We start from the raw sequence: 21,274 nt of genomic DNA, 5'->3' as shown, positions 1-21,274 counted from the left end.
CGAGTCAGCTCGGCGGAACTTGTTGTCGAAACCAGGTGAGAATCTGCGGCATGGCCACCCGAGCCGAGTTCGTGTGGTCGAGTTCGCCCAGGTTGTGCAGGGTGGCGTTGCCGCTGTGCAGGGCCTGTAGGCAGTGCTCTGTGTTGGCATAAGGCACGTTGCGGTCGGCCGTTGCGGCATAGAGGCGGACCGGAACACGCGGAGTCCAGTCGCAGGTGCTGTCGCTGTCGGTCACGGCTTTCGCCGCCGCGCCGGTCGGATGGGTTGCCCACTCGCGGAATCGCGGCGTCAACAGCAGATCCGGGGTGATGGGCAGGGCGGTGGCGATGCTGAGTTCGTTGCGGGTGCCGTCGAAGAGGCCCTCGATCTTTCCGGCGTACGGCTCCTGGAAGGCCTCGGCTGGATCGTCGTACAGGTGATAGATCCGGTTCATCGCGGTGAGCCAGTAGGCGAAGAAGAACACGGCCGGCCCCGGCGCGATCCGTCCGTCGAGGCCGGCGGGGGCCTGAACATCGCGCAGCGCGTACGGACCGCTGACCGGCGCGAGCGCGGCGAGACCGAATCCAGGCACCGCACCCGCCTGCAAGGCCTTGCCGAATGCCATTGCCGCGTGGCCACCTTGGGAGAAGCCGGTCACCAGCACATCCGGATCGAGTTCTCGATGCTGTTGTGCGGCAAGGCTTTTGGCCGCGAACAGCAGATCTGCCGACGCACTGACCTCGGTCGGCGCATGCGTATAGGGATGTCTCCCCGGTCCGTCGCCGAGGCCGAGATAGTCCGGCGCGATCGCCGCGTACCCGGCCGCCGCGAACAGGACGGTGCGCGCCTGATCGGGACGACTCCGGCTATTGACCGACGGCGCATCACTTTTCGCCGCCAAGGTGCCGTGCGCGTAACTGACTGTGCGCAGTCGAGGCGAATCCGTGCGCGGCAGCACGACCAGCCCGCTCGCGGTGGTCGGCTCGCCCGTCGCTCCGACGGTGCGATAGTCCACCCGATACGCATCCACCCCGTTGTGCACCGGAGTATCGAAGTTCCCTTGGGCCACATAGGCCGCGGTCTCCTCGGTCGACAGCTGCGCGACCGGAATCGAGGACACCACCGTGCCTCGATCACCCTGCCCAGGAGCAGTCGCGTCGGCGCCATGCGTCGTCTCGGCCGCACAGGCACCGGACCCGCAGAGCAGGACGAGCGCACCGACCAGGGCGAAACGACGCATTCCCGACCCTATCCCGCCAGGCGATCCGCCTCGTCGAGGTGATCACGCAACCCGAGCAGTTCCCAGCGCTGCAACGCCAGCGGCACGTTTCCTTCGCGCCACAGCCGATCGTGGAACTGCTTCAGCTCGAACTCCTCGCCCAGTTCGCGGACCGCCGTGCTGAGCAGATCCTGAATCTGGAGTTTGCCGATCTGGTAGCTCAACGCCTGGCCGGGGTTGCCTGCGAAGAACACCGCCTCGTCCCGCGCGGTCTCGCGATCGAGCGGGACCGCGATCTCCAGCCGCTCGGCCGCCTCCTCGATGGAGAGTTCGCCGAGAGCGAGCCCGAGGTCGACTTCGACGCGTAAAGCCCGCAGCCGCATGGCACTTGCCACGAATATCGCGCTGGCCGGCGCATCATCGAACAGACCGGCGTGCAACATCATCTCTTCGTAGTTGAACGCGATGCCCTCGTTGGGCGTCGAGTCGTAGAACCACCGCCGGGCCGGATTCTCGTGGTGCCAGCCGATGGCGACCTGCTGGGCATGAACGCCCTCGTGCACGATCGCGGTGCGTGCATCGAACGCCGCGGCCCGCTCGAAGTACGGCAGATCCGGGGCCGGAGCCGGGATGTACCGTGTGGCGTCCTCGTCCATTCGGCCGGGCCCGGTCAGATCATCGGCGACGCCGAGCCAGGTCAGCGGCGCGAGGTAGGGCGGAAGCGGCGCGAATCGGTAGTGCCGCAAGCTTTCCGGCTGACTGAGAAGTCCGCGCTCGTCGGCGAACCGGCGCACGGCGAGTTCATCGACAGCCTGGCGCTGCACATGCTCCTGCGCGTCGACAGGCAGCGCGGGCTCGACCGCGTCCCGGTGCCGGGTGCGCAGCAGAGTTTCCAGGGCGACGGCCCGATGCCACTCCTGGATACCCATCTCGCGCAGCTGCTGGGCCGAATAGGGCAGCAGCGCAACGCGATGCAGGAAGTAGGCCAGCGACTCCGGTCCGACCGGTTCGGTCTCGCCGAGCGACGGCAGCTGTTCGGCGAGCCAATCTCGATACGCCGCAACGGCATCCACGGCAACCCTGGTGGCGGCCGGCAGTTCGGGTGCGTACTCGTCCGGCAGGAACGGGGTCAGCGCGATCATCGCCGCCTCGAGCGAGCCCGCGTTGTCGTCCAGCAGGCTCAGTGCACTGCGTGCGAACGACGCACCGGCCGCGCCCGCGAGATTCTCCCGCGCCTGCTCGAGCACGAGCGGCACATGCCGCAGCAGCGCGCTGATCCGCCCTGCCCGAGCAGTGTCGAACGGCGACGAAACCAGCAACTCCACATAGATCGGCCCGAGGCTCTGCTGAATGTAGAAGCAGGGATCACGCTCCCAGGCCCGGATCAGGTCCAGTTCCCAGTGCACCCGAGCCAGCGCCGAGCCCAGCAGCCTGCCGTCGACCTGCACCGCCACCGGCTCGTCGGACAGGTCGAGTTCGCGGTGCCTGCGGGTCAGTTCGGCGAGCACGTCCCGGCGATCCGCGACGGCCTTCGGCGACCAATCGGGCAGCCAGCCGTCCGGCCGCCGCACTCTGGGCAGGTCGTCACTGGAGTCGGGCACCGTCGCCAGTCGCCAGTTCCAGAACTCTTCGGCAAGCTTCGCTAGACCCATGTCCGCACAATACGTTTGGCGCCCGCAACCGGCCAGCCGCCAGATGCGGGGTGGGCGGGCCTAGAGCCCGGCGTGCGAGAACAGCCCGGGCGAGCCGATGCCCTGCTGCTGCGGCGTCTTGGGCACGATGCGCTCGAACAGCGCCAGATAATCGTCGATCATCCGATCCGCGCTGAACCGCTCGCGCACGTCGTCGCGGGCGACCCGCCGGTCGAGCTGATCGATCTTCGCCAAGGCGGCCACCGCCGCGGCGACATCGGTGACGAGGAAGCCCGTTTCGCCGTCGCGAATGATTTCCGGCATCGAGCCCAGCGGGGTGGCGATGACCGGCGTTCCGGTCGCGAGGGCTTCGACCACCGCGAGACCGAACGGCTCGGCGAAGCCGATGAGGTGCAGCAAAGCGCGTGCGCCGCTGAGCAATTCGTCCCGGCGCTGCGGTCCGACCGGACCGACGTAGGTCACGGCGTTCTCGGCGAGGTGCGGTTCGACCTCCGCGCGGAAGTACTCCTCGTCCTGAATCACGCCGGCGATGATCAACGGCAGCCCGCTCAGCCGCGCCACCTCGATCGCCAGATGCGTCCCCTTGTCGGGGTGAATTCGGCCGAGAAAGAGCAGATATTCGCCGTGGTCGGGCCGAAATGTGAACTGCGCGGTATCGATACCGTGATGAATTGTCGCGGCATAGCGCAGGTCCGGGTGCCGATCGGCATCGCTGATCGCCACATAGTGCGCGATATCATCGAATGCCCGATATAGGGGCACGATTTTCGGCGAGGAAAAGCCGTGGATCGTGGTGACCATCGGGGTCGACACCAGCCTGCTGTAGGTCAGCGGCATGAAGTCGAAATGGTTGGCCAGCACGTCGAATTCGCCCGCATGCGCGAACGCGGTCGAATTGTGCAGCGCCTCGGCAACTTTCGCGTCCGCGCCGGTCGTCTCCGCGTAGCCCGAGGACACCGGCGCGACCAGCCGCGCCGACGTCTCGGAGTCCGCGGTGGCGAACAGCGTGACGTCGTGCCCGCGCGCGACGAATCCCTCGGCCAGGGTCGACGCGATGTGCTCCCACGGTCCGTAGTTTTTCGGTGGCGTGCGATGAGCTACCGACGCGATTACGCCGATCTTCATAAATTCCTCGATTACTGGCGAATTTACCGCCGAGAGCCGTCCCGAACGGGCGGACTTGATGCCACGACCATATCACACCACCCACCCGTGACCTGGGTGTTACTATCGAGGCCTAGTGGTCGATCCGCCCGTGTCGTGCTCCGGAGCGGATTCTCGAGCGCTTCAGCGCGACACGATTCAGCCAATTGAGTGGCTGCAGACAGCGGCACCGTGGGCGCTGGCTCGAATCAGAAAGGCTGACGTTGTGTCAGTTCGGTCTTACACCGAAACCGCTTTCGCTACGGTCGATGTGGTGCTGCTGCCGTACGACTCGCGCGAACATGTGACGTCGGGAGTTCTGATAGAAGCCGTCGCAGCGGGTAAACCAGTGGTATCGACGGACTTTCCGCACGCGCGGGAACTGCTGTCGAGCGGCGCCGGTCTCCTTGTCGATCGCGAATCACCGACCGCCATCGCGTCCGCGCTGCGCCAGGTGTTCACCAAGCCCGGCCTGGCGGCCCGGATGAGCGCCGAAGCGAAACGCATTGCACCAGACCTACTCTGGCCCGCAGTGAGCAGGAAATACCATGAGCTTGCCGCAGAGACGCGACAAGCCGATGCGAAGTTGGCGACAGCATGAGCGAGACAATCTCTATCTCCTACGCACACCTTTTACGACTCAGCGATGACGTGGGGATCTTCGAGCACGCCAAGTTCACCACGCCGCGGCTCGAAAACGGTTACTGCGTCGACGATGTCGCGCGAGCCCTCGTCGTCGTGCTCCGGGAGCCGGAGCCGACCGCGGACCTGGACGCGCTCGTGCCGGTGTACGCGAGCTTCGTCTTCGACGCGCTCACCGAGGACGGCCGCAGCCACAATCGCCGCGGCACGGACCGGACCTGGCAGGACGAGCCGAGCGTCGAGGATCACTGGGGTCGCGCCGTCTGGGCGCTCGGCACGCTCGCCGCGCACCGGCCCGAGTTCGCCGAAAAGGCGTTGACGCACTTCACCATCGCGGCCAAGCAGCGCTCGCAGTTCCCGCGCGCGATGGCCTTCGCCGCGCTCGGTGCGGCCGAGGTGCTGCGCGTCGATCCCGGAAATCTCATCGCCCCGGCGCTGTTGGCCGACGCGGCCAAGCTGATCGGCCCGCCGACCCGTCGCCTGGACTGGCGCTGGCCGGAACCGCGGCTGCACTACGCCAATGCCGTACTGGCCGAAGCGCTTCTGGTGGCGGGTACCGCACCCGGGCAGGGCCGCACGCACGCCGACGGTCTGGCGATGCTGCGCTGGCTGCTGGAGACGGAGACCGCGGGTGACCATCTGTCGGTGACCCCGGTCGACGGCTGGGCGACCGGGGAGAAGCGTCCCGGTTTCGATCAGCAGCCGATCGAGGTCGCGACGCTGGCCGACGCGTGCGCCCGCGCCTACGACGACACCAAGGACTATCACTGGAAGGACGCGGTCATGTTGTGCGAGGCCTGGTTCCGCGGCGCGAACGACGTGTCCACCCCGCTCATCGATCCGGCCAGCGGCGGCTGCTGCGACGGGCTGGAGCACACCGGGCGCAACGAGAACCAGGGCGCCGAGTCGACGCTTGCGCTGATCTCCACGATGCAGCAGGCCCGGCGCCTGATGAACCACTCGTCGCCGACCTAGCCGGCGCCGGTGTAGCGGTGCCAGGCATGTTCGAGCTGCGCCGCCATATCGATCGCCGGGTCGATCAGCCATCGGGCCTGCAGGCCGTCGGCGAGCGCGAAGAACATGGTGGCCGCGGCGTCGGCGTCGACCCGGTCGGGCAGCGTGCCCGCCCGCTGCATCTCGCGCAGGGCCTGCGCGAACGATTCGGTGCCGAGCCGGTAGCGCTCCAGCATGTAGTCGTGCGCCGGGTGGCGCGGGTCGGCCGCGGCCGCCTGCATGTGGGTGAACAGTTCGATCAGCCCGGGCACCTTCGCGTTGCGCCGCACCACCGCCACGAACGCGTCCGGCGCCGCGCCGCGCATGGTCGCGAGGTCGGATTCGTCGCGCTTGCGCAGCACCGCGACGAACAGCTCCTCTTTCGAGCCGAAGTAGTGCAGCAGCCCGCTCTGGCTCAGGCCGACCGCCTCGGCCAGCTCGGCGACCGAGGTGGCCAGGTAGCCGCGTTCGGCGATGGTGCGCAGCGCGGCATCGAGGATCTGCTCCCGTCGTTCGATGCCTTTGCCGTACGGACCCCGTTTCGCCACCGGGTCAGTGTAGGCACGACGGGGTCCGCCCTTGCCACCTAAAACCGAGCGTTGTACGGTTTTCATTAAGGCCCGCCCGCGGCGTCCGCCGAGGTCCCGGCTTGTCACCCCAACGAACGGGAGCACCACCCGATGCGATTCCGTCTGCGCGGCCTCGGCCTGGCCGCCGTGGCCGCCGCCACCGCCCTGACCTGTCTGCCCGGCTCCGCCGCCGCCCGCCCCGAACCGCCGGTGCAGGTCGCGCCGCTCGGCCCGGACTTTATGTGGGGCGTCGCCGCCTCCGGCTATCAGTCCGAAGGGCATGCGCCGGACAGCAATTGGAGCCGCTACGTCGCGGCGGGCAAAACCGAGGACCCGTACCGGGATTCGGTCGACTTCTCCAGCCGCTACGCCTCCGACATCGATCTCGCCGCCGGACTCGGCGTCAAGGTCTATCGGATCAGCATCGAGTGGGCCCGGGTGCAGCCGGAGCCCGGCGTGTGGTCGGCGGAGGGATTCCGCTTCTACGACAACGTGATCGCGAAGATCACCGCCGCGGGCATGCGGCCGATGATCACGCTCGATCACTGGGTGTTCCCCGGCTGGGAGGTCGACCGCGGCGGCTGGCACAACCCGGGGATGGTCGAGGACTGGCTGGCCAACGCCCGCACCGTGGTCGACCGCTACGCGCGCGTCGACCCGCTCTGGGTGACGTTCAACGAGCCCACCTTCTACGGCCTCAACGAACTACGTCACGGCGGTCTCCCGGCCACCGATGTGCCCGGCATGCAGGATCGACTGGCGCAGGCGCACAACGCCATCTACGACCACATCCACCAGGTACAACCCGGCGCGATGGTGACCAGCAATGTCGCCTACATCCCGGCCGGCGAGGACGCGATCAACAAGCCGTTCATCGATAAGATCGCCGCCCGGCTCGACTACGTCGGCATCGATTACTACTACGGCATGTCCCCCGACACCATCACCTCGATGGGCCAGAACCTGACCCAGCTCTGGAAGAATCCGCTGCAGCCGGAGGGCATCTACTATGCCCTGCAACACTATTCGCGCCAGTTCCCGGGCAAGCCGCTCTACATCGTGGAGAACGGCATGCCCACCGAGAACGGCAAGCCCCGCGCCGACGGCTACACCCGCGGCGACGACCTGCGCGACACGATCTACTGGATCCAGCGCGCCAAGGCCGACGGCATGAACGTCATCGGCTACAACTACTGGAGCCTCACCGACAACTACGAATGGGGCAGCTACACACCGCGCTTCGGCCTGTTCACCGTCGACGTGCTGACCGATCCGAGCCTCACCCGGCAACCCACCGACGCCGTCGCCGCCTACACCGACATCACCCATGCCGACGGCGTGCCCGCCGACTACCGGCCGACCCGGGCACCGCAGCCCTGCTCGCTGGTCGACGCCGCCGCCAGCTGCCTCGACCCGCTGACCGTGCCGCGCTGAACCGTCAGCTCGTTCGTAACAACCGATCGCAGAACGGATTTCGATGGATCTGAGATGGCGTCGCCTGACGGCGGCCGGCGCGGTAGCGGGCATACTCACGGGCATCTGCGCCCCGGCGGTGCAAGCCCGGGCGGAACCCGGCCAATCGACCGCGAGTGAGATCGCCGGAGTAGGCAAGGATCCGGACGGCAGCATCCCGCCCGAAGGGTCCGACGACTGGACTTGCCAGCCGACCGCCGCGCACCCGCGACCGGTCGTCCTCGTGCACGGCACCTGGGGCAACCAGAACGACTGGAACGTACTCGCGCCACAGCTGAAAGCCGAAGGCTACTGCGTGTTTTCGCTGAACTACGGCCACGACACGTCGAGCGTGCTCGGCGCGCTCCCCGGCATGTACGGCGTCGGCGACATCCATGCCTCCGCCAAGGAACTCGCCGCCTTCGTCGACCGCGTGCGCGACGCGACCCACGCCCCGAAGGTCGATCTCGTCGGCCACTCCCAGGGCGCACTGATGTCCCGGCAATACCTGCGCTTCGAAGGCGGCGCCGCCGAGGTCGACCACCTGGTCTCCCTCGCGGGCACCAACCACGGCTCCACCATGCGCGGCGTCGCCGCCCAACTCCCTTCCGGCAGCGCACATTCGGCTTTCTCCGCCGGACTGACCGAAATCGCCGGAGTCGCAGCCGCCCAACAACTCGTAGGCAGCGACTTCCTCCGATCCGTCAACGCCGCGGGCGACACCGACCCCGGCGTCACCTACACCGTGATCGCCAGCACCCGCGACGACGCCTCCACCCCACCGGAAGCCACCTTCCTCCAGCCGGGCCCCGGCGCAACGGTCGACAACGTCTGGGTCCAAGCCTTCTGCCCCACAGACACTTTCGACCACGGCACCCTCCCCCAATCCCCCACCGTCGCCTACATCATCCAGCGCGCCCTCGACCCCACCTACGTCGGCACCGCCTGCCCCGGGCAGCCCTGATCATTCGTGGAATTCGCCCTTGGGCAGCCGAGGCCGCGCGGTGGCCGGCCAGCGATCGTCACTGAGCTCCAGCGTCCAGCCGGCCGGCGGTTCGGTGAAGTCCATCCACTTACCGTCGCCGAGCCACAGCGACCAGAGGTCTTCCTCCGGGAAGTTGCCCATCCGGACGTGCAGCGTCTGAGTCGGCGTCCGGCCGATCATCCAGGTGTCGTCGGCCGCGTCCTCGGTGAAGACGACGTGCGCGGCGAGCGCTTCCTCCAGATCGGATACCACGTCCGAGCGTCTGACCATGAGTTCTTGCCCCTTCAGTCGTCGAAGTTGACGCTGCGCACAACCTTGTCGAGCAGGCTACCGAACACCGGCGTCTGTTCGGCCGTGGTCGTCCCCGTCGCTTGCAGCAGGTAGCCGACGTTCCCGCGCTGGTAGACCGCGTATTGCGTGACGGTATACAGCAATTGGCCGTCGGCGGAGTAGGTGCCGGACTGGATCGACCAGCCGCTGTGGCGGTTGGCCGGTGGCCACACCTCGGCGTGCTCCTCGGTCCAGCCGGGCAGTCGCCGCGAGTCGGTGAACGAGTGCTCGATCAGGCCGGCCAGGTCGATGCCCCGGCCGACGATCACGCGGGTCAGCACCACCACGATATTGGTCCGGAACTGGGACGGCTGCTCGTGCTGCGCCGCTAATACGTTGAGATAGCCCATGTTCCGGCCATCGATCTCGGCCCAGGTATCGGGATCGAGGTCGAGTGTGACGCGTCCCGGGATCGTGCTCGGGTCGGCGACCCGGTGGGTACTGAGCGCCAGGGATTCCAGCGCTGGGTAGATGGAGGTCTCGTTGTCTGCCATCTAGAACAACCCACCTATCCATTTGCCGACCGAGCTGCCCGCGATGCCGCCGACCACACCACCGACCACGCCGCCGACGGCAGCACCGACCGGCCCGCCGAGCGCGCCGATCATCGCGCCGCCCTCTGCGCCGGCCACCATACCGCCCAGGGCGCCCGCGCCACTGCCGACCGCTTCCGGCACCGTCTCTTTGCCCGCCTTCACCTGGTTGTATCCGTCGTAGACCTCGTACGCCGCGGCCAGCGGCAGCGCCGCCTTGCCGGCGACCCGCAGCGCCTTCGAGCCCGCGCTCTCGCCCGCACCCGCCAGCGTGTCGGTGACTTTGGGCGTGCCCGGTCCACTGTTGGGCCCACGCACCCGCGCCTGTACTTCCTTGGGGTCCGGCAGTTTCGGATTCTTCGGATCGACGCCGAGCGCCTCGTTGACCGCACCGCGACTCTTCGACGAGGAGTCGATGACATCCTGCATCGCCTGCTCGCGGGTCATCCCCTTCTTCGCCATCTTGTCTTCGATCAGCTGATCGAAGGGCCGGTTTCCCTCTTTCTTCATGAGTTCTTCGGCCGCGGCCCGGTTCGACATCAAATCCCGTGCCTTGGTGCGGAACTCGTTGCGTATCTCGCTGGCGATCCTGGCCCGCTCCTCCAGCGGCATGTCCGTTTTCGCGAGCTGTTCATTGAGCGCGGCCAAGCGCCGCTCGGCTTCGAGGTAATAGTTGCGCACCTCCACGTCGGTCAGCGAACCGTTGGGATACTCCGGCAATCCCAGGGAGCCGAGACCGAATGCGGCGGCGTAAACCGGCGGATGATTCTGCTTGTCCAGATCGCTTTCGCTGAGTTGCCCGTCGGCGCCTTTGATCGCCGCGGCGAGATCGGCGTCCACCAGCTGGGCATTGATCATCAACCGGTTGACCTCGAGTTGCAGCGCCACTCGGTTTGCCTCGATTTTGGCCAGCTGATCGGCGGTGTAGGGCCCCTGCACGATCCGGGTGACCTTGCCGTCGTCGCCGATCGCGAACCCACCGGTCTTGGCATCGGCGCGCAGGCCGGTCAATTTGGACTTGACCGTGGCGACCTCTTCGGCAGCGGTCTTCGCGGCCGCGGCGATAGCGGCGACGTGTTTGCCGTGCGCATCGAAGTCGACGCGCGTCTTGCCGACCGAGTGCTTGGCGGCCTCCGCCGCCTCCCCGTCCCAGGTCTGGAACATCTGCAGGTTACCGAGATTCGACGCACGTTCGTCGCAGTGCTGCGCGTGCGAAGTACAGACTTGGAATACCGACTCGATATCCGCGACGTTCCACCGATCGATGTCGGAGATCGTGATCATAGATCCAGCAATTTCCGACCGGTCGGCTGGTCGACCTGGGCAAGTTCGGTCGCGGATTTGTGTTCAGTGGTACTGAATTCACGCACCGCGTCGGTGACCAGGGACGAATGGCCGTCGAGCCGCCCGGTCAACGCGGTGCCCGAGCCGCGCAACTTCTCCAGCGCGCCCTCGAGCGCCGCGCGCGAACTACCTACCCAACCCGAGGACGCCGAGGAAATCTCGGAATGCCCGGATTCGAAGAGCGCGCTGCTGTCCCCGCACCAATCGGCCAGGCACCCCGCCGAGTGATGCAGATCGGTAAAGTTCACCGAAAGTTCGCCAGTCATCGAATACCCCCGTATTCAGGTGCAGTGTTGAATGGACTGCACCTGAATACGTTAACGGGCCGCTGATGCCCTATTCATGCCCCAATTACTTGGGGCCCCAACGATTTTCGGACTTTTCGCCCCTATTTAACCGCGAGGTCGGTTTTCTCTTCGTCCTTATCCGATACCGTTTCTTCCAGTACCGCTTCGCCGCGGGCGACCATGCCTGCCTCGTCCGACAGTTTCAGCTGGGGGATGAACAGGGCGAGGACGAAGACGATTACGGCGCCGGGGATGAGGTACCAGAAGCCGGGGACGAGGGCGTTCACGTAGGCGCCGACGATCGCGTCGTGCAGGCCCTCGGGCAGGTTCTTGACCACCGACGGCACCAGTGCGCTCGGGTCGAGCTTGGCCGCCATGACTTCCGGTCCGTGTGACATGAACGCGTCGGTGAGGCCGTCGGTCAGCCGGCTGGTGAAGATCGAGCCGAAGATCGCGACACCGATCGCGCCACCCATTTCCCGGAAGTAGTTGTTGGCGCTGGTCGCCGTCCCGATCTGGTTGGGCGACACGGCATTCTGCACGACCAGCACGATGATCTGCATAATCAGGCCGAGGCCGGCGCCGACCACGAACAGCATGGCCGAGACGACCCACATCGGGGTGTTCGCGGCGAGCGTGGTCAGCCACAGCATGGCGGCGAGCATGATCAGCGCGCCGATCGGCGGGTAGATCCGGTAGCGACCGGTCTTGGTGATCGCGGTCATCGACCCGATCAGGGTGATCATCATGCCGACCATCATCGGGATCAGCAGCAGACCGGACACCGAGGCGGACGCGCCGGTGGCCATTTGCAGATACGTCGGGATGAAGCCGATCGCGGCGAACATGACCAGGCCGACCAGCAGGCCGATCGCGGAGGTCAGCACGAACGTGCGGTTGCGGAACAACCACAGCGGCAGCATCGGCTCCTCGGCCCGCACCTCCACCATGACGAACGCGGCGACCACGACCACCAGCGCGGCGATCATCGCGATGATCGTCGTCGAACCCCACGCGTACTGCTTGCCGCCCCAGTCGGTGATCAGGATCAGCAACGTGGTCGCCGAGGACATCAGCAGCACACCGAGGTAGTCCGGCTTGGTCTTGGGCCGGTGGCTGGGCACGCTCAGGTAGCGGAACGCGATGAACAGCGCCGCGATACCGATCGGCACGTTGATCCAGAAGCACCAGCGCCAGCCGAGCGTGTCGGCGAAGAAGCCGCCGAGCAGCGGCCCGGCGACCGAGGTGATGCCGAAGACCGCGCCCATCGGCGCCATGTACTTACCGCGGTCCTTGGCGGGCACCACGTCGGCGATGATCGCCTGCGCCAGGATCATCAGGCCACCGCCGCCGACGCCCTGCAGGCCGCGGAAGACGATGAACTCCCAGAAGCTGGTCGAGGCGGCGGCGCCGACGGACGCGGCGGTGAACGCGGTCACCGCGAACAGGAAAAGCCAGCGCCGGCCGAACATGTCGCCGAATTTGCCGTAGATCGGCATCACGATGGTGGTGGCCAGCAGGTACGAGGTCGCGGTCCAGGCCATGTGCGAGACGCCGCCGAGCTCGCCGACGATGGTCGGCATCGCGGTGCCGACGATCATCTGGTCCAGGCTGGCCAGGAACATGCCCGCGATGAGCGCGGAAAAGATGAGCCAGATTCGTTTCTGGGTCAGGATAATTGGGGTTGGCGGCGAGTCAGCCGTCGTGGTCATCGCTTCTCCTGGTTTCGTTCGGCGGGCTGGTCGAACATCCGGGCGGCCATCGCGCAGTGGTCCTGCATGGCCGCGGTGAGGGATCTGCTGGTGTCGGCGGTCGCGGACATCGCGGCCCGGGTGGTGATGTTGGTCATGACTCCCGCTGCGAGAGCGGCGAATTCGCGCGCCACCGGTTCGCCGGCCCGTGCGGACAACAGTTCGCCGACGATGGCCTCCTGTTGCGCGCCCGCGGCCATGAACGCCGCGAACACCCGCGGCTCCTCCTTGACGAGCTCGATGATCAGCGAGATCGCTTCGCGCACTTCGTCTTCCGGCTCGAGCGCCGAGGCGAACAGCCAGGTGAGGTCGGACATGAGCATCCCGCTCGGCCCGCCGGCCACGAATTCCGCACGCGCGGCGGGGGTTCCGATCTCTTCGATCGGGCCGACGATCGCGTCGAGTTTCGTGTCGTAGTAGTTGAAGAACGTGCGCGGCGAGACGCCGACAACCTTCGCGATGTCCTCGACCGTCGTCGCGTCGAGCCCGTGCGCGACCACCAGCCGCCGAGCCGCCATGCACAGCTCGAGCCGGGTCTTGCGCTTCTTCTGTTCGCGCAGGCCGATCGGCGGCTCCGCGCGAGTGGGGGATGACATGGCGAAAATTTAACACAAACTGCAAAATTTCAGACAGTGCAATTTTCTGTGATCGTGCTCACCCCGGCCACTTGGACCGTCGGACAGAGTTATCCGATCTACTGCTTGAATGCGTATTCGATCACACTTCACCTAAGCTCAGTGAGATAAGCGCTGGTCATAAGCAACCTCTCAGAATCTTCATCTACTGTTCACCTCAGTAGATGAGCAGAGAGGCAACGACGCCATGAAGCGATCACCCCTACGACCGACCGGGATTCTCCGCCGACACCGCCGCGCCACCGCACTCGCGTTGATCGTCGGGTTCCTCGGCACCGCAACCGTGCTCAGCACCGCCGTCGCGGTCGCCGACCCGGGCACCCGGTCGAACCAGGCCCCCGGCCGCGCCGGTTCCGCCCACCCCGGCAACACGACCGGCGCGCACCACATCGACCCGTTCGGCTACAACCACACCGACGCCAACCCGCTGCAGCAGAACGAACACCGGAACGCGTTGCGCGAGTACCGAAGCCAGCAGAGTCCGGCCGAACCGACGCAGAACCGCAGCGGCGGCGCCAGCACCTGGACCGCCGTGCCGCGCGCCGACGGTGACGGCTGGGTCGTCTGCCGCCCCAGCGCCAGCTGGTGCTAGCCGAACATTTTCGAAACCCCTTGCAGTACTTCGCATTACCGATCGGCGGCAATCACGCCGCCAGGTCGAGGACGAAAGAGAGAACCCGATGAGCACGGCAACGACGCCGAAAACCCCTGCCCTACGCCGCACCTCGATCGCGCTGCTCGCCGTCGCCACCCTGGCCGGCGGTCTCACCTTCGGCGCGGGCACCGCCGCGGCCCAGGCCCGGACCAGCGCGGCCGGCGCCGGGGCGCACTGCCTGTGGGCAGGCACCGGCTACCCGCAGGGCGCGACCGTCGCCGCGGGCGGGCAGACCTTCCGCTGTGACATCGACCGCGGCGCGGCGTCCTGGTCGCGTGGCCCCGCCGACGGCAAGGCGACCGCCGTCCGCAACCCCGGCGCCTACGCCGACCCCACCGGCCTGTTCAGCGCGGGCGCGCGGCAGCCAGGCACCGAGTACAACGACTACTGCGTGGGCAGCCAGCTCATCGAGGGCAACGAGGACGTCTACCAGGTGGTCGCGGCCCGCGACGGCAAGCTGCTGTGGAAGGCGGCCGCACCGATCTCCCAGTGGGCCTTCGCCGCCGACGACATCCGCCCCGGACTGTCCTCGCGGTCCGTGAGCCTCTGCATCGACGGCAACCTGACCTGAGCCGCGCCCGCGTCACATCCGCGCGGCCGCGTCGCCGATCGCCTCGTCGAGGATGGCCAGGCCGAGGGACAATTCGTCCTCGGTCGCGGTCAACGGCGGGGCGATCCGGAACACGCCACCCATGCCGGGCAGCTGCACGATGTTCATGTGCAGGCCCAGCTCCAGGCAGCGCCGGGTGACCAGCGCGCCGAGCTCGTCCGAGCCCTCCTTGGTTTCGCGGTCGACGACCAGTTCCAGCCCGGCGAGTAGTCCGCGACCACGGATATCTCCGACGACGTTGTGCCGCTCGGCAATTCGCTCCAGTCCACCGCGCAGGAACGCGCCGAGTTCGGCGGCCCGCACGTCGAGGCGATCGCGCACGAGCACGTCGAGCACGGTGTTGCCGACCGCGGCGACCAGCGGGTCGGCGACATGGGTGGTGAAGAACAGGAACCCGCGATCGTGTGCCGCCTGCTCGATCTCCGCGCTGGTGAGCACGGCCGCGAGCGGCAGTCCGGCGCCGAGCGTCTTGGACAGGGTGAGGATGTCGGGCACGATGCCGTCGCGCTCGAACGCGTACCAGGATCCGGTGCGGCACAGGCCGGTCTGGGCTTCGTCGAGGATCAGCAGCATGCCGCGTTCGCGGCACTTCTCCTGCAGCGCGGCGAAATAGCCGAGCGGCGGTTCGACGACGCCGCCGGAGCTCAGGATCGGCTCGACGATGCAGGCGGCCAGGCTGCCGACCGATTGCGCGTCGATCAGGTCGAAGGAGAAGTCCAGCTGCTTGCGCCAGTCGAGTTCGCCGGTGGCCGTGGTGAAGTCGGGGCGATAGGTGTGTGGCGCGGGGATGGCGAAGTTGCCGGGCGCGGCGGGCCCGTAACCCTTGCGGCCGGCACTGTAGGTCGCGCTCGCCGCGGCCTGAGTCATGCCGTGCCAGGAGCGGGCGAACGAGACGATCTCGTGCTTGCCGGTGACCAGCTTGGCCATCCGGATCGCCGCCTCGTTCGACTCGGCGCCGGTGGTCAGCAGCAGCGCCTTTTCCAGCGGTGCCGGCAAGGTGCCCGCCAGCCTGCGGGCGAGGTCGACGACCGGGCGGCTGAGCATGCCGCTGAACAGGTGGTCGAGTTCGCCGACCTGACGCCGGACCGTCGCGACGATGTCCGGGTGCGAGTGCCCGAGGATCGCGCTCATCTGGCCGGAGGTGAAATCCAATATCTCCCGGCCGCTTTCGGTGTACAGGAAGCTGCCGGCGGCGCGGGCGATGATCTCGGGCGTGAAGCTGCCCGCGCCCGCGTAGCGCACGAGGTACCGGTCGGTGTCGGCCCAGAAGTCGTCGGTGGACTGCGGTGTGAAGGTGGGGGAAGCCATATTCCGACGGTAAGGGCGGCACGAGCGACACGTCCATCTCACAATTCCGGCTGTGCTGTTCGGCTCAGCCGTACAACAATCGAGGCATGCTGAACCCCTGGCGGCTGCGGTTGCTCAGCCAACTCGATTCCCTCGGCACCGTCCGCGCGGTCGCGCAGGCGGCCAATCTGAGCGCGTCGAGCGTGTCCCAGCAGCTCGCCGTGCTGGAGGCGGAAACCCGCACGCAGCTGCTGGAACGCACCGGCCGCCGGGTCCGGCTCACCCCGGCTGGGCTGATCCTGGCCCGCCGCGCCAGGGCGATCCTCGACCACATGGGCACGGTCGAGGCGGAGCTGCGCAGCCTGGGCGGCGAACCGGCAGGCCTGGTCCGGCTAGGTGCGTTTCAAAGCGCCATCCACTCGCTGTGCGTGCCCGCGGTGACCCGGCTCGCGCAGAGTCATCCGCATCTCGACATCACTTTGCACGAGCTGGAACCACACGAGAGCATGCGCGCGCTGCGCGCCGGTGATGCCGACATCATCATCACCACAACGGATTTCGTCGCGCAGCCGCTCGGCCCGGACATCGACATCGTGCCGCTGGCCACCGATCCGATCGTGCTGGTGCTGCCGCCCGAGCAGGCCGCGCGCGGACCGGCCGACCTGGCCGCGTACGCCGACGAGCCGTGGGCCTTCGATACCCCGAAGTCCTATATGGCGAGCCTGGCCACCCGGCTCTGCCGCGAATCGGGCTTCGAGCCGCGGATCGTCTGCCGGTTCAGCAACTATCTGATGGCGCTGCAACATGTCGAGGCCGGGCTGTCCATCACACTGTTGCCCGGCCTCGCCATCGATCCGCGCTATCACGTCGCGACCAGGGAACTCGCGAGCCCGGTCACCCGGACCATCACCGCGGTGATCCGGCGCGGAACGCCTCCGCGTCCGGCCGTGAATGTGGTGCTCGATGCGCTGCGCAGACATGGCGATCTACCGGGCGCGACCGGGCCGATCGGCGGTTGAAAACACCCGATCGAAAAGCGGACAGCTCGCCGGCGAACAGTAATTAGCCCGCCGTACGGGTCGTCGACACGGGAATTCGAACCGGATTGAATGTCGCGTTACCCCAGGTAGACGCCTATTTTCAATAGCCAATAAGTATTAGTTACCGTTTCGTTATTGCTTTACCGTGTGTCGGAAATTTGTTCGAACCCACTTGTGTCGAAAGATGGGAAATCGGATCCGCTTGGACTGACAGATCACCGTGATGTTCTCGAATCTTATTCGGAGACTTTGGTGAAGTCCGGTGCGCCTGCATGTGCGGCGCCACATGGCCGAGCCAATGCCTTCGAAATGACCATCGGAGGACTTGATCATGGCATCGAAGACCGACGACGACGTCCGAAGTACCCGCTCGCTGCGCCGGGTGTTCTGGTGGACACTGGCCGCGGGCGCAGCAATATCCGGCGCACTCCTGTTCTCCGCCGCCGAAGCCTCGGCGCAGACGGTGACCCTGCCCGGCATCGGAGCTTTCGAGGTTCCGAACGAAATCTCTGTTCCCCCAGGCATTCCCGGCTTGCAGGCCTCGGGTCCCGCGCAGGAGAGCGCGCCGTCCGCTGCTCCCTCGAAGACCGAGTTCTCCGCCCTCGGAATCCAATTCACGCTTCCCGACATTCCAGGCATCGAATACTCCGGCCTGGCCGGGCTTCCGGGCGTCACCGCGCCGAATTCCGTTCAGCCCCAGGTCGCGCCGATGAAGACGACCGGCGAGGTCGCCGTCGAAGCGGCCCGCGCCAAGATCGGCTCCAGCTACGGAACCTCGGCGGGGCCTGATGTTTTCGACTGCTCGGGTCTGGTCCAGTGGTCCTACGAACAGGCCGGCGTCGAGGTCCCGCGCACCAGCTACGACCAGCTCGCCGCAGGGACTCCGGTGTCGCGTGAGGATCTCCGCCCCGGCGACGTGGTGTCGTTCTACGGCGGCGGCCACTCCGCGCTCTACGCCGGCAACGGCAAGGTGATCCACGCCTCGACCTACGGCACCGGCGTCGTCGAATCTCCGATGTCGTCGATGCCCTACGCGGGAGCCTGCCGGTTCCAGCGCTAGCGCAGAGCTGGTCGAGGCCGGGATCCAATGCCGCTACGCTGAATCTGACGCTGACGTCAGAGGTAGCTGTCAGTGGCCCGGATCACCAGGAGTACCCATGCGAATCGGCGAGTTGGCCACCAAAACCGGCGTGAGCGTCCGCGCGCTGCGCTACTACGAGGAGCATCACCTGCTCGGCTCCACCCGGAGCGCGAGTGGGCAACGCCACTACTCCGATCATGCGGTCGTCCGCGTCGCAATGATCCAGCGCATGTATGCGGCCGGGCTGTCCAGCAAGACGATCCTCGATATCCTGCCGTGCATGTCCACCGGTTCGGTGACCCCGGAACTCGCGGAAAGGTTTGCCGCCGAACGCGATCGCATCGATCGCCAGATCCGCGACCTGAACCGCACCCGCGACGAACTCGACGCGATGATCAGCTGCACGAACGACATGGTCGACGCCGGCCGGCACTGCGACCCGCAGTAGCTCCGACGGGACGACCCTACTTTTCCGTCGGCTCGTCCGCCGGTGCGGCCGGGGCGATCCGGATCACCCCGGCCTCCAGGTCCAGCGCGAGCCGGGGACTGTGCCCCTGCCCATCACTGTCTTCGCTGCCCTCGTCGGCCAGCTTCTTACCCGGAAACAGTTCGCCCATGACGCCCATGAACTCCACGATAGCCCCGGCGTCGGGGGGTGCCCGAAATGTTCCGATTCGCTCTACGCTGGCCGCATGTCTGTTCGTCGCCTGATCGCCATGTCCGTGTTCTCCGCGTTCGCCGTGCTGGGGGTGTCCGCGTGCACCGTGGAGGGCGCGGGGACCAAGACCGAATGCGCGGTGAGCGGCTGCACGGTGACCTTCGATCGCGGGGTGAACGCCAAGGCCAGCGTGCTCGGGGTGGACGTGGAACTGGTTGCGGTGAACGGCAATACGGTCACGCTGAAGGTGGGCGGCCAAGAGGTCAGCGTCCCGGCCGGGGACAGTCAGCCCGCCGACGGGCTCAACGTGACCGTGCAGGAGGTCACCAGCGACAAGGTCGTGGTCAAACTCTCCACCGGAATCACCACCAGCTGACCTAGTCCGTGTCGCGGTGATACCTGGCGATGAATCGGCGCAGGATCTCCTTGGGCGCGGTGATCGCTTCCCGGTGGCCCAACGCGGTGAGGTAGTCCGCCTCGTCCGGGTCGAAATAGCCTGCGTGCCGGTAGGTTTCGATGCGCAGCGCAAGTCCGTCCCCGTCGAGTTCGGGGTGGAACTGGGTGGCGTAGATGTGCCGGCCGACGCGAATCATCTGCACCGGGCAGTCGGCGGAGGTGCCGAGCAGCACCGCGTTCGGCGGAACCTCCTGGCACGCCTCCTTGTGCCCGACGAAGGCGCGGAAGGTCTGCGGGAGGCCCCGCAGCAGCGGATCCTCGCCCGCGTGCTCGGTCAATTCGATGGTCTGCGCGCTCGGCGATTCACCGAATCGCTCGTCGCTGACCGTCCCACCGAGCACATCCGCCAGAATGCTCAATCCGTAGCAGGCACCCAGATACGGGAAGTCCCGGCCGACGATCTCGACCAGCAGTTTCTTCAGCCCGGGCTCGAATCGCTGCTGATAGTCGTATTTTTCGGCATCCGGATTACCGACATTGCTCGGCCCGCCGCCGACGATCACCGCCGAGAAATCGTCGAGCATCAGATCGGGCAGCCCCTGGTCCATCTGCACCCGCACCACGTCGGCGACCTCGAGCTCGCCCGCGCGCAGGACGGCCTGATACTCGTCGTCCGCGGCGGGGCGCTCGGGTCGCAGCTGGAGCAGCAGGCAGGGCTTGGGCATGCCTCCGATTGTGCAAGATCGGCACCGCGGAGCGGGGCTAGTGCGGACAACTCGCGTGTTCGCCGAAAGAATTGTCGGTCGTTCGAATGACAGTCGTCTGGCCTATACCCGATAACGATCGCAACTGTCAGGCTCGTCGGCAGACGACGAACAGTCGGACCCGACTGAGGCCGAGCACCGAGGGGTTAATCGGCCATCAGTTCGGCAAGCCGCAGACTCCCGGTCTGCGGCTTGCCGTGTCCCGGGCTCAGCCCGGCTCGCCGACGAGGCCGCGCAGGACGCCGATGCCGGCGGTCAACGCGGAACCTCCGGTGGCCCAGTCGATTCCGGCGGGTTGCGAAGTCAGCACGACCACTACGTACGGCAGCCGTCCCGTGGTCGGACCGACGAGACCGGTGGTGTCGAGCGTCGTCGAGGTGTCGAGGGACATCCAGCCCTGTTTCACCGCCCAGCTGACACCGCTCAGGCCGTCCGGGATGCCGAAGTACTGATCGGTGCCGTCCGCCGAGATCTCGCTGGTCCCGCGCAGCGCGTCGACGACGAGCGAACGGGACGGCTCGGGCACGGTGGTGGCGAGGAAACGGTAGATGGCGACCACATCCCGTGCCGTGGTCAGGGTCTCGCCCCACTGCTCCGGGTCCTCGGGTGGCTGGGTCGCGGTCAGGCCGATCGCGTCGATCATCCGGCTGACGATCGAGTCGCCGCCGTGCTCATCCCACAGCTCGTCGGCGATATGGTCGTCGCTGGCCGAGAGCATCGTGGCGACCCGGTCCGCGGTATCCGAATCCGGTTGCCAGCCCTGCTGGTTCAGCGCGTCGAGCGCGATCAGCAGCTTGACCACCGAGGCGGTGTAGAACTGCTGATCGGGGTTCAGACCGACCAGGGTGGTCCCGGAGTCGAGGTCGACCACGTCGATGCCGACTTCGGTTCCCGGTGAGACGGCCTGGATCGCCGCCTGCATCTGCTGCGCGAGCTCCGTGGACGGTCCGGCCGTTCGCAGCGGGTGCGGAGCGAGCGTTCCCCGCACCGGTGTCATCGCGGCCGGCGGCGTCGGCGGGACAAAGTCCTGGTCATGCGGGCGTGCCGTGGCCAGCGGAGCCGCCACCAGCGCCGATATCGCCACTGCCGCCGCACATCCGACGGACGCCGCCCCCCACCCCCATATCGATCCCATACCTATTTGAACCATGCCGGGCTGGTGAAACCTCGAGGGGTACTTGGCAATTGGCTGTGACCGCGTCCCCGGTCGCCCGCGCGCACGGCGGCACCGCCTCAGGGTCGACGCGCGACGGGTATCGGGGTAGGTCC

Annotated in this window: 24 protein-coding genes; 10 read left to right on the top strand and 14 right to left on the bottom strand. The window is 67.0% G+C overall.

Annotated features, from left to right (window positions below; genetic code table 11):
* Window positions 1-4 precede the first annotated feature (4 nt).
* From F3087_RS13115 to F3087_RS13105, 3 genes are read right to left on the bottom strand one after another with little or no spacing between them, the layout of a single operon-like run.
* Window positions 5-1,219, bottom strand: a complete 1,215-nt coding sequence (locus F3087_RS13115) for a hypothetical protein (RefSeq protein WP_150402186.1) — start codon at window positions 1,217-1,219, stop codon at window positions 5-7.
* 8 nt (window positions 1,220-1,227) lie between these two features.
* Window positions 1,228-2,850 (bottom strand): DUF885 family protein, encoded by a 1,623-nt coding sequence (locus F3087_RS13110; RefSeq protein ID WP_150402185.1) that lies wholly within the window; start codon window positions 2,848-2,850, stop codon window positions 1,228-1,230.
* 60 nt (window positions 2,851-2,910) lie between these two features.
* Window positions 2,911-3,975, bottom strand: coding sequence for a glycosyltransferase family 4 protein (locus tag F3087_RS13105; RefSeq protein WP_150402184.1), 1,065 nt, complete (start codon window positions 3,973-3,975; stop codon window positions 2,911-2,913).
* A gap of 115 nt (window positions 3,976-4,090) precedes the next feature.
* Here F3087_RS13105 and F3087_RS13100 point away from each other — a divergent pair, with 115 nt between their 5' ends.
* Window positions 4,091-4,594 carry a glycosyltransferase gene (locus F3087_RS13100; RefSeq protein ID WP_150402183.1) on the top strand — a complete coding sequence of 168 codons (504 nt, stop codon included), beginning with the start codon at window positions 4,091-4,093 and terminating at the stop codon, window positions 4,592-4,594.
* Complete coding sequence (locus tag F3087_RS13095) at window positions 4,591-5,610, top strand: glycosyltransferase (RefSeq protein WP_150402182.1); 1,020 nt, start codon at window positions 4,591-4,593, stop codon at window positions 5,608-5,610. Before F3087_RS13100 ends, F3087_RS13095 begins: the two co-directional genes overlap by 4 nt.
* Here the strand turns inward: F3087_RS13095 and F3087_RS13090 are convergent.
* Window positions 5,607-6,176, bottom strand: a complete 570-nt coding sequence (locus F3087_RS13090) for a TetR/AcrR family transcriptional regulator (protein WP_150402181.1) — start codon at window positions 6,174-6,176, stop codon at window positions 5,607-5,609. The genes F3087_RS13095 and F3087_RS13090 overlap by 4 nt on opposite strands.
* Before the next feature lie 132 nt (window positions 6,177-6,308).
* On the opposite strand from F3087_RS13090, the gene F3087_RS13085 reads away from it, so the two are divergent.
* Both F3087_RS13085 and F3087_RS13080 read left to right on the top strand, forming a co-directional pair.
* A complete protein-coding gene (locus F3087_RS13085) occupies window positions 6,309-7,631 on the top strand; it encodes a family 1 glycosylhydrolase (RefSeq protein WP_150402180.1) in 1,323 nt (440 codons plus the stop codon).
* Between the two features lie 43 nt (window positions 7,632-7,674).
* On the top strand, window positions 7,675-8,613 hold the full coding sequence (locus tag F3087_RS13080) for an esterase/lipase family protein (RefSeq protein ID WP_150402179.1): 939 nt from the start codon (window positions 7,675-7,677) through the stop codon (window positions 8,611-8,613).
* Here the strand turns inward: F3087_RS13080 and F3087_RS13075 are convergent, their stop codons facing one another.
* From F3087_RS13075 to F3087_RS13050, 6 genes are all read right to left on the bottom strand, one after another.
* Window positions 8,614-8,904, bottom strand: coding sequence for a hypothetical protein (locus F3087_RS13075; RefSeq protein WP_150402178.1), 291 nt, complete (start codon window positions 8,902-8,904; stop codon window positions 8,614-8,616).
* A gap of 14 nt (window positions 8,905-8,918) precedes the next feature.
* Window positions 8,919-9,458: an LpqN/LpqT family lipoprotein gene (locus F3087_RS13070; protein WP_150402177.1), complete on the bottom strand. Its 540-nt coding sequence runs from the start codon at window positions 9,456-9,458 to the stop codon at window positions 8,919-8,921.
* Window positions 9,459-10,781 carry a phage head morphogenesis protein gene (locus tag F3087_RS45925; protein ID WP_191093943.1) on the bottom strand — a complete coding sequence of 441 codons (1,323 nt, stop codon included), beginning with the start codon at window positions 10,779-10,781 and terminating at the stop codon, window positions 9,459-9,461.
* Window positions 10,778-11,107 (bottom strand): WXG100 family type VII secretion target, encoded by a 330-nt coding sequence (locus F3087_RS13060; RefSeq protein WP_150402176.1) that lies wholly within the window; start codon window positions 11,105-11,107, stop codon window positions 10,778-10,780. The genes F3087_RS45925 and F3087_RS13060 overlap by 4 nt, the downstream gene beginning before the upstream one ends.
* Before the next feature lie 122 nt (window positions 11,108-11,229).
* Window positions 11,230-12,840, bottom strand: coding sequence for an MDR family MFS transporter (locus tag F3087_RS13055; protein WP_150402175.1), 1,611 nt, complete (start codon window positions 12,838-12,840; stop codon window positions 11,230-11,232).
* The gene (locus F3087_RS13050; protein WP_223885048.1) at window positions 12,837-13,475 is read right to left on the bottom strand and encodes a TetR/AcrR family transcriptional regulator; all 639 of its coding nucleotides are present in this window, start codon (window positions 13,473-13,475) and stop codon (window positions 12,837-12,839) included. Before F3087_RS13050 ends, F3087_RS13055 begins: the two co-directional genes overlap by 4 nt.
* Window positions 13,476-13,701: 226 nt before the next feature.
* Between F3087_RS13050 and F3087_RS13045 the strand changes: the two genes are divergently transcribed.
* Both F3087_RS13045 and F3087_RS13040 read left to right on the top strand, forming a co-directional pair.
* Window positions 13,702-14,106: a hypothetical protein gene (locus F3087_RS13045; RefSeq protein ID WP_150402174.1), complete on the top strand. Its 405-nt coding sequence runs from the start codon at window positions 13,702-13,704 to the stop codon at window positions 14,104-14,106.
* Window positions 14,107-14,194: 88 nt separating this feature from the next.
* The gene (locus tag F3087_RS13040; RefSeq protein ID WP_150402173.1) at window positions 14,195-14,740 is read left to right on the top strand and encodes a hypothetical protein; all 546 of its coding nucleotides are present in this window, start codon (window positions 14,195-14,197) and stop codon (window positions 14,738-14,740) included.
* A gap of 12 nt (window positions 14,741-14,752) precedes the next feature.
* Here the strand turns inward: F3087_RS13040 and F3087_RS13035 are convergent, their stop codons facing one another.
* The gene (locus tag F3087_RS13035) at window positions 14,753-16,087 is read right to left on the bottom strand and encodes an aspartate aminotransferase family protein (protein ID WP_150402172.1); all 1,335 of its coding nucleotides are present in this window, start codon (window positions 16,085-16,087) and stop codon (window positions 14,753-14,755) included.
* An 86-nt stretch (window positions 16,088-16,173) separates the two neighbouring features.
* Here F3087_RS13035 and F3087_RS13030 point away from each other — a divergent pair, with 86 nt between their 5' ends.
* The 3 genes from F3087_RS13030 to F3087_RS13020 all read left to right on the top strand — a co-directional run bounded on the left by F3087_RS13030 (window position 16,174) and on the right by F3087_RS13020 (window position 18,635).
* Window positions 16,174-17,085: a LysR family transcriptional regulator gene (locus F3087_RS13030; protein WP_150402171.1), complete on the top strand. Its 912-nt coding sequence runs from the start codon at window positions 16,174-16,176 to the stop codon at window positions 17,083-17,085.
* A 352-nt stretch (window positions 17,086-17,437) separates the two neighbouring features.
* Window positions 17,438-18,166 carry a C40 family peptidase gene (locus F3087_RS13025; RefSeq protein WP_150402170.1) on the top strand — a complete coding sequence of 243 codons (729 nt, stop codon included), beginning with the start codon at window positions 17,438-17,440 and terminating at the stop codon, window positions 18,164-18,166.
* A 97-nt stretch (window positions 18,167-18,263) separates the two neighbouring features.
* The gene (locus F3087_RS13020; RefSeq protein WP_150402169.1) at window positions 18,264-18,635 is read left to right on the top strand and encodes a MerR family transcriptional regulator; all 372 of its coding nucleotides are present in this window, start codon (window positions 18,264-18,266) and stop codon (window positions 18,633-18,635) included.
* 16 nt (window positions 18,636-18,651) lie between these two features.
* Here F3087_RS13020 and F3087_RS45920 read toward each other — a convergent pair whose 3' ends face one another.
* Window positions 18,652-18,813 carry a hypothetical protein gene (locus tag F3087_RS45920; protein WP_191094002.1) on the bottom strand — a complete coding sequence of 54 codons (162 nt, stop codon included), beginning with the start codon at window positions 18,811-18,813 and terminating at the stop codon, window positions 18,652-18,654.
* A 66-nt stretch (window positions 18,814-18,879) separates the two neighbouring features.
* Between F3087_RS45920 and F3087_RS13015 the strand changes: the two genes are divergently transcribed.
* A complete protein-coding gene (locus F3087_RS13015) occupies window positions 18,880-19,221 on the top strand; it encodes a hypothetical protein (RefSeq protein WP_150402168.1) in 342 nt (113 codons plus the stop codon).
* A gap of 1 nt (window position 19,222) precedes the next feature.
* Here F3087_RS13015 and F3087_RS13010 read toward each other — a convergent pair whose 3' ends face one another.
* Together F3087_RS13010 and F3087_RS13005 are read right to left on the bottom strand one after the other, a co-directional pair.
* Window positions 19,223-19,966 carry a glutamine amidotransferase gene (locus F3087_RS13010; RefSeq protein ID WP_150402167.1) on the bottom strand — a complete coding sequence of 248 codons (744 nt, stop codon included), beginning with the start codon at window positions 19,964-19,966 and terminating at the stop codon, window positions 19,223-19,225.
* Between the two features lie 247 nt (window positions 19,967-20,213).
* A complete protein-coding gene (locus F3087_RS13005) occupies window positions 20,214-21,089 on the bottom strand; it encodes a serine hydrolase (protein ID WP_150402166.1) in 876 nt (291 codons plus the stop codon).
* Window positions 21,090-21,274 lie beyond the last annotated feature (185 nt).

The organism is Nocardia colli, assembly GCF_008704205.1.
GTDB classification, from domain to species: Bacteria; Actinomycetota; Actinomycetes; order Mycobacteriales; family Mycobacteriaceae; genus Nocardia; species Nocardia colli.
This window is presented reverse-complemented; position numbering and strand designations above follow the sequence as displayed.